Source organism: Tateyamaria sp. LSS28, assembly GCF_059611725.1.
The window spans coordinates 754273-761001 of the sequence record NZ_JCAPFI010000003.1; the positions used below are offsets into that span (position 1 = coordinate 754273).

Here is a 6729-nt window from a genome sequence, read left to right on the forward strand (position 1 = left end):
GCCGCATAAGGAAATAGTTTCATGTCTGATTTGACTTCTGATCACCCGCCTCTGCCGTCCGGGCGGCATCCAACTGCCGGCGTGACCCTCATCGAAATGATGGTTGTATTGGTGATGATTTCTGTGGTGGCCGCGCTGATTGTACCCAATGTCATCGGTCGCCCGGATGAGGCGCGCGTGTCTGTTGCCGCAACAGATATGCGGTCGATCGCAGGCGCGCTACAGCTCTACCGTCTCGACAATGGCAGCTACCCGACGACCGCTCAGGGTTTGAATGCCTTGGCGATAAGGCCCGTCACACCACCCCTGCCCCGGACCTGGCCGTCGAACGGGTATCTCAGCGTTCTACCGCTTGATCCGTGGGGCACGCCCTATGTCTACCGCGCCGACGGTGGGCGATTTGAACTTGTCTCGCTGGGTGCGGATGCGGCGGTCGGAGGTGAAGGCGTGAACGCCGACATCCCCCTCCGTGAGGCCCGCACACAGGCGGGGTTGTGACACAGCATAGAAGCAGCGAGGCGGGTGTCAGCCTGATCGAGATGCTCGTGGTTCTTGCGCTGTTTGCAGTGGTCGGGGGCGCGGTCGCGCTCTCCCTGCCAAACGCGCAGCGTGAAACGTCGGCTGAGGCAGAGGCACGCGCGTTGGTGGCACATCTGGATCGGGCATTGGACATTACGCTGACCACCAACGCGGGCTTTGGCATCACGCATGATGGTGCGGAAATCTCGTTTGTGCAGCGGGACAGCAGCAACCAATGGGCGCCGCATTCGAACAATCGGTTGGCAGTGGCGAAACTTTCTGCGCCCGTCACTCGTATCTCCATTAATTCACAAGAGGTATTTTCCGTGTCCGCCGATCTGATCCCCGACAACAGCGCGCCATTTCGCGCGGCGTACGGCAGCGGCGAAGGCATGTGGACTGTGGTCTTCGATGGCGCGCGCGTGCGCCTGCAAAAGGGTCCCTAACCATGCATCGCGGCAATCAAAGCGGGTTCAGCCTGATCGAGACATTGGTAGCGATGACCGTACTTTCCGTCTCGGCCACCGCGATCCTGTCTGCAACTGAAACCCACACGCATACGGTGACCGCGGTGACCGACCGAACCGTGGCACTTTGGGTTGCGCAGAACAGCATGGTTGAACTGGGACAGGGACGACGAGTGCCCGAAACAATCCGTATGGGGCACATGGCGTGGCATGTACGTGCCGACCGTGAAGCCACCAGCGACCCAGACCTGAGGCGGATCGATCTCTCCGTTGCTCCCGCCGCGACACCGGACATTGCTCTGGCTCGTTTAACCGGGTTCGTCGATGTTACGCGCGAGGCGGCAGAATGAACCGCCGCGAAACTTACATTCGGTTCAGTCTGGCGGCGGCTGCCGTGGCTTCGGTTGTCTGGAGCGCAGTGCCGATGGCACGGCATATGGCCGGCGTCGTCGTTCTGGATGCGCCTCCGCCAGTGCAGCTTTCGATCCCGCAGGCCGAGGTCGCGCCTGACCTCTCTGCCATTTTCGCCCTGGCCCCTTTTGGTCGCGTGCCTGTACCCGATGCAGCACCTCAGAGCGGGGCAGATGACCGCCCGGACATCGTCCTTCGCGGAATCTTTGCCGCACGCGATGCAGCATCAAGCGCACTTTTGGATGTAAGCGGTGTGCCCGGTCTCTATCGTGAGGCGATGCAGGTCGCAGACCGGTTGAAGGTTGCGCGCATCACGCAAGAGCTCGTGGAGCTGACCGATGGTGACGCCACACTCATCTTGCGGTTTGACAGCGACGCAGAAGCAGATGCACCGAACGTGATCGCCGAAACAACGGCACCGCCATCTCTGATGGATCGGCTCCAAGGTGGCTTTGTCATCCCAGCAAAATATGAAAAACCGGGCAAGCCCGAGACCACGGCCGAATACATCGACTATTGGCGCACCCGCGTCCGCAAGAACCCCCAGGCCGTATTGGATGAAATTGGGCTGAGGCCGACGGGCCAAGGCTATGTCATTGCTGACAAACACGACGTGGGTGTCCGTCTCGCCGGGCTACGCTCAGGCGATTTGGTCCGGACCGTCAACGGGCAACCCGTGGGCGACCCGGAAGCTGACAGACGGTTCTACGATGAAATCGCCGCGGCTGGACAAGCCCGGATCGAGGTCGAACGCGGCGGTCGTATCCTTTCATTTTCCTTTCCGCTGAGGTGACAGATGTTCAGACCCCTTGCCATCCTGTCGCTGCTGACCGCCCTTGCGCAGCCTTTGCCCGCACAAGTCTCGGATGCGACCTACACCATCAATCTGCGCCAAACGGACATCACGATCCTGACTGAGCAGATCGCCGACATCACCGGACGCACGCTGATCGTCCACCCTGAGCTGCGCGGTGACATTACCGTTGTCTCGGCTGAACCGTTGGACAGCGCGGGCGCATGGGAACTGTTCCAGTCGATCCTGCGCGCGCGCGGCTTTCACGCGGTGCAAAGCGGGGTTATCTGGCAGATTGTGCCGCTCGAGGCCGCACGGGCAGCCGCGCGGGTGGAGCTTAGGGACAGCACGGCGGGCAGCCAGGATTTTGTGTCGCGGCTGATCCCGCTCGACAACCTGCCGGCAGGCGAAGCTGTGCGCGTGTTACGCCCACTGGTCGCCGCATCAGCCTCCATCGAAGCGTTGGAGGACCCCAACGCGGTCCTCATCACCGACACGGCGGAAGGGGCCGCACGCATCCAGCAACTGGCGCGCAACCTGGATCGGGACGAGGCACGTATGTCGCGCGTTCTTCAGTTCCGCAACACCCAAGCGGCTGTCGTGGGCGCGGCCATCGCTGAAGTACTGGGCCCCAACCCGACCGGCGCGCGGCTGTCCGTTGATCCAGGCTCGAACACCCTGATCATCCGCGGCACCGCGGACGAATTGGACGAGGTGGAAATGCTGGCGAACGCCATGGACGTGCCGCCTGTGTCCAACCCGCAAGTCGCGCTGAATACGCGGGTCTTTCCCCTGCGCTACGGCGAAGCCGAACAACTGGCAGGTATTCTGACAACCGCGCTGTCAGGCGCGAGTGCGGCGGCGACCAATGCTGTAGCAGACGATTTGCAGCAGAACGGTCTGGCCGCGGCAGCGCCCGTGTCAGACGTGCCGGACGTCACCGTCGCCGCAGATGAGGCGCAAAACGCCATCGTCGCCCGCGGGACCGAGGCGCAGTTGAACGAGGTCGCAACCCTGTTGCAGCAACTGGATCAGAAACGTGCGCAAGTACTGATTGAAGCGGCCATTGTCGAAGTGTCCGGCGAAACAGCCCAACGGCTCAGCGCACAGCTGGGGCTCGGCGATCTGGCCCCGCCCGGTGGTCTGGCTGCAACCTCATTCAGCAATGGCGGGGCGGCGCTCGGAACCTTGCTCGCCGCGCTAGGAACGCCCAACGCGGCGCTGGCAACGGCCGGGGGCAGCGCCACGATTGGCAGTGGGAATTTTGGCGTTTTGCTGCAGGCACTGAACCAATCGACAAATGCCAACCTGCTTTCGACGCCATCGCTCATGGCGTTGGATAATCAACCTGCCTCGATCGTCGTAGGCCAGAACGTGCCCTTTCGCACGGGCACATTCGCGACCGACGGCAACACCGTTCAGCCCTTTACCACCATCGAACGCCGCGATGTTGGGCTGACGATGAACGTGCTGCCGCGCATCAATGACGGCGACACGGTGCGACTGGACATTAGTCAGGAAGTGTCGTCGCTGGTGAATGCCAATATCGAAGGGGCAGCGGATCTGATCACCAATCGCCGCTCCATCGAAACAAGCGTTCTGGCGCAAAGCGGCGCGACGATAGTGCTGGGTGGTCTGATTACCCGCGATGACCTCAAAAGCCTGCAAAAGGTGCCGGGCGCCGGGGACATTCCGCTCCTTGGCAATCTCTTCAAGTCGCGCAACCGCAACCGTACGCGCCGCACGCTCTTTGTCTTTCTCAAGCCGACGGTGCTGCGATCCGAGCAGAGCCTGAAACTGACCTACGAAAATCGACTGAACGCGCTGGCGACGGCCCGGTCCGAGACGGAAACCGGCATCAATCGGAGCAACATAACGCGCGCGCAAAAGCCTGTGCGCCTTGAGCTCGGCGGGCTTTACTAGAGAAGGGGCAGTACAGTGACAGGCACCGTACCGGAGACACAGGACGAATTAGACGGCTTGATTGCACAGATCGCACTGGCGGACCGTCGCGCGTTTGATCAGTTGTACACCATGACATCCGGTAGGCTCTTTGCCGTCGCCCTGCGCATGATGAAGAACCGGGCCGATGCCGAGGACGTGCTGCAAGATGCCTATGTGCGGATTTGGCAAAGGGCAGGCAGTTTTCGGCCCGGCGAAGGGCGGTCCATGTCGTGGCTGACCACGATCACCCGCAATCTCGCCATCGACCGCATGCGTGTCCGCGTTACCCCCGTGGCACCGATTGAGATGGCGCAGGATGTGCCAGACGATGGGCCGACACCGGAAACAGCGTTCGCTCAAAGCGAAAGTCGCGCCAAGATCGACGCCTGCCTCGAAGAGCTCGAAGCACAGCGTGCCGAGGCTGTGCGCGCCGCCTATCTCGAAGGGTGGTCCTATCAAGAACTGGCGGACCGTTTTGACACCCCACTCAACACGATCCGGACGTGGTTGCGACGCAGCCTGTTGCGGCTCAGGGATTGTTTGGAGCAGGCACCGAAATGACACAGACACCCACACAAGATGATGACGGGATGCTGGCGGCCGAATACGTCGTGGGCCTCTTGTCCTCAGACGAGCGCCAAACCGTCGAAGCGCGCCTGCGCACAGATCGCGCGTTTTCAGCGCAGGTAGATGCCTGGGAAGCATATTTTGCAGGGCTGAATGAGGATTACGGAACCGTGCAACCCTCTGCAAAGGTGAAGACGAACATTGATGAGAGGCTGTTTGCAGCGTCGCGATCCCAACCGCGCTGGTGGGGTTGGGCCGGTCTGGCCGCAGCGGTTCTGGCGGTCGCAGTGATCATCGGTGCGCTGTCGGTGAACGATGACAATGGGTTACGCATGATCGCGGAGTTGGACAGCAGCGAAAGTGCATACCGTTTCTCTGTCGAGATTGATGACGCAGGCACGGACCTCGACATTACGCTTCTGGCAGGTGCCCCGGTTGCCGACCGCACCTTCGAGCTATGGTTGCTACCCGAAAATGGCACACCGGAATCGTTGGGCACATTTGCACAGACGGGTCGATTGCCGTCGACGGCAGTCGCCCAGATGCAGGCCGGAACGGTTCTGGCGGTTAGTCTGGAACCCATCGGCGGATCACCTACAGGCGCCCCGACAGGCCCTGTCCTGGCTGTCGGGATGTTGAGCGATGCGTAGCTTGGCCTGCCTTATTACGGGATGCCTGACCCTGTCCACCGAGGCATATGCCCACGAGTTTTGGATCGAGCCGTCAGCGATGACCCTCGCGCTGGAAGACGAGCTGAGTATGCAGGTCCGCGTCGGTGAAGGGTTAGAGGGCGATGTCTTCCCATTCCAGCCGCGCGCCTATCGGGCCGCTTATTGGGTCGGTCCGGACAGGGTTCAGGCGTTGCACACTCAGCTGCTGGCGCAGGATGATCTCGCATTGTCAGCTCAAGGAGACGGGCTTCATATTCTGGCCGTCGCGTCCTTTGGGCGCCGTCTAAGCTATGCAAACCTTCAGGATTTTGAGTCCTTTGCAGCTGAGATTGGCGCAAGCATGGTGTTGGTCAACACCCCGCCGCGCGACCAACAGGACGGAAGCCTGCAAGAAACGTATCGTAGGTTTTCGAAGACGCTGGTGCATTTCGGAACAAGGAAAGGTTCCGACCGACGGCTGGGCTTTGAATATGAATGGGTGCAATCCAAGACGGGGTTCACGCTCTTTTCGCCGCAAGGCCCGGTTCCGAACCATTCCGTCGATGTGTTTTGCCGTCAGCCGAATTTGCAGGTCCGGCGGCAAAGAAGTCAGACGGATGCAGACGGGCATCTAACGCCTGATACGGAAAATGCAGACCGGTGTTTGATCAATGCCGTATTTCTGACGCCACCCAATGCGTCGCAACGCTGGACCAGTGATTGGGTTTCAGTGTTCTGGGGTATTTGATCGGACGCTCTTTTCGAAGCGATGACCGCGGATCTGAGCCTTCGGAACTTCTATCAATGCCAGAACGACGCCTGACCAGATGCTCAATATGTGAGTTTTCGCCACGCGCCCCTTGAGCTGTGGCGCACCTGACCTTGTCAGGTTGCCCAAAACGCAATTCTGGCCGACACGGCGATGGCTCACAGGTCGCCTCGCAACATTTGGCCGGAATGATGACCAAACTGCGAGACACGTAAACGTCCGATCCGGGGGAGCAACCTGGTAACTTCAATGCTTGAATAGAATGCAGCAAGGGGACATCAGCAAGGTCTTTCAAAATCCTGATTTCTGCAAGTTACTGAAATTGGCATGAACGACCGGCTTACGTTGCGTGCAGCCGGATTCTGAACGTCCACTTCGAAAGTTCTAAGAACAACTAGGGTCAGGACTCATAGCCAGTAAATCACGAGTGCTGCGAGGGCGATAGCTGACAGGAAGACCTTTGGGCACCTGTCGTATCGCGTTGCGACACGCCGCCAATCCTTCAATCTGCCGAACATGATCTCGATCCGGTTGCGCCGTTTGTATCGGCGCTTGTCGTATTTGACGGTTTTCTTCCGCTGCTTCCGCCCAGGGATGCAAGCGCGTATC

The 6729-nt window shown here is 60.3% G+C and carries 9 protein-coding genes; 8 read left to right on the top strand and 1 reads right to left on the bottom strand.

Going from position 1 to position 6729, the window contains the following annotated elements; translation table 11 throughout:
* Positions 1 to 21: 21 nt before the first annotated feature.
* From gspG to AC53L6_RS12440, 8 genes are read left to right on the top strand one after another with little or no spacing between them, the layout of a single operon-like run.
* Entirely contained in the window at positions 22 to 498 is a 477-nt protein-coding gene (gene gspG, locus AC53L6_RS12405) for a type II secretion system major pseudopilin GspG (protein ID WP_496908059.1), read from the top strand.
* Positions 495 to 965 (top strand): PulJ/GspJ family protein, encoded by a 471-nt coding sequence (locus AC53L6_RS12410; RefSeq protein WP_496908060.1) that lies wholly within the window; start codon positions 495 to 497, stop codon positions 963 to 965. The genes gspG and AC53L6_RS12410 overlap by 4 nt, the downstream gene beginning before the upstream one ends.
* A gap of 2 nt (positions 966 to 967) precedes the next feature.
* Positions 968 to 1336 carry a type II secretion system minor pseudopilin GspI gene (gspI, locus tag AC53L6_RS12415; RefSeq protein ID WP_496908061.1) on the top strand — a complete coding sequence of 123 codons (369 nt, stop codon included), beginning with the start codon at positions 968 to 970 and terminating at the stop codon, positions 1334 to 1336.
* Positions 1333 to 2190 carry a hypothetical protein gene (locus tag AC53L6_RS12420; protein ID WP_496908062.1) on the top strand — a complete coding sequence of 286 codons (858 nt, stop codon included), beginning with the start codon at positions 1333 to 1335 and terminating at the stop codon, positions 2188 to 2190. The genes gspI and AC53L6_RS12420 overlap by 4 nt, the downstream gene beginning before the upstream one ends.
* A 3-nt stretch (positions 2191 to 2193) precedes the next feature.
* Complete coding sequence (gspD, locus tag AC53L6_RS12425) at positions 2194 to 4113, top strand: type II secretion system secretin GspD (RefSeq protein ID WP_496908063.1); 1920 nt, start codon at positions 2194 to 2196, stop codon at positions 4111 to 4113.
* Positions 4114 to 4128: 15 nt separating this feature from the next.
* Complete coding sequence (locus AC53L6_RS12430; RefSeq protein WP_496908064.1) at positions 4129 to 4695, top strand: sigma-70 family RNA polymerase sigma factor; 567 nt, start codon at positions 4129 to 4131, stop codon at positions 4693 to 4695.
* Positions 4692 to 5351 (top strand): anti-sigma factor, encoded by a 660-nt coding sequence (locus tag AC53L6_RS12435; protein ID WP_496908065.1) that lies wholly within the window; start codon positions 4692 to 4694, stop codon positions 5349 to 5351. The genes AC53L6_RS12430 and AC53L6_RS12435 overlap by 4 nt, the downstream gene beginning before the upstream one ends.
* A complete protein-coding gene (locus AC53L6_RS12440) occupies positions 5344 to 6099 on the top strand; it encodes a DUF4198 domain-containing protein (protein ID WP_496908066.1) in 756 nt (251 codons plus the stop codon). Before AC53L6_RS12435 ends, AC53L6_RS12440 begins: the two co-directional genes overlap by 8 nt.
* A gap of 428 nt (positions 6100 to 6527) precedes the next feature.
* Here AC53L6_RS12440 and AC53L6_RS12445 read toward each other — a convergent pair.
* Positions 6528 to 6729: transposase (locus AC53L6_RS12445; RefSeq protein ID WP_496906973.1), on the bottom strand; the 202-nt coding region annotated here is incomplete at its 5' end.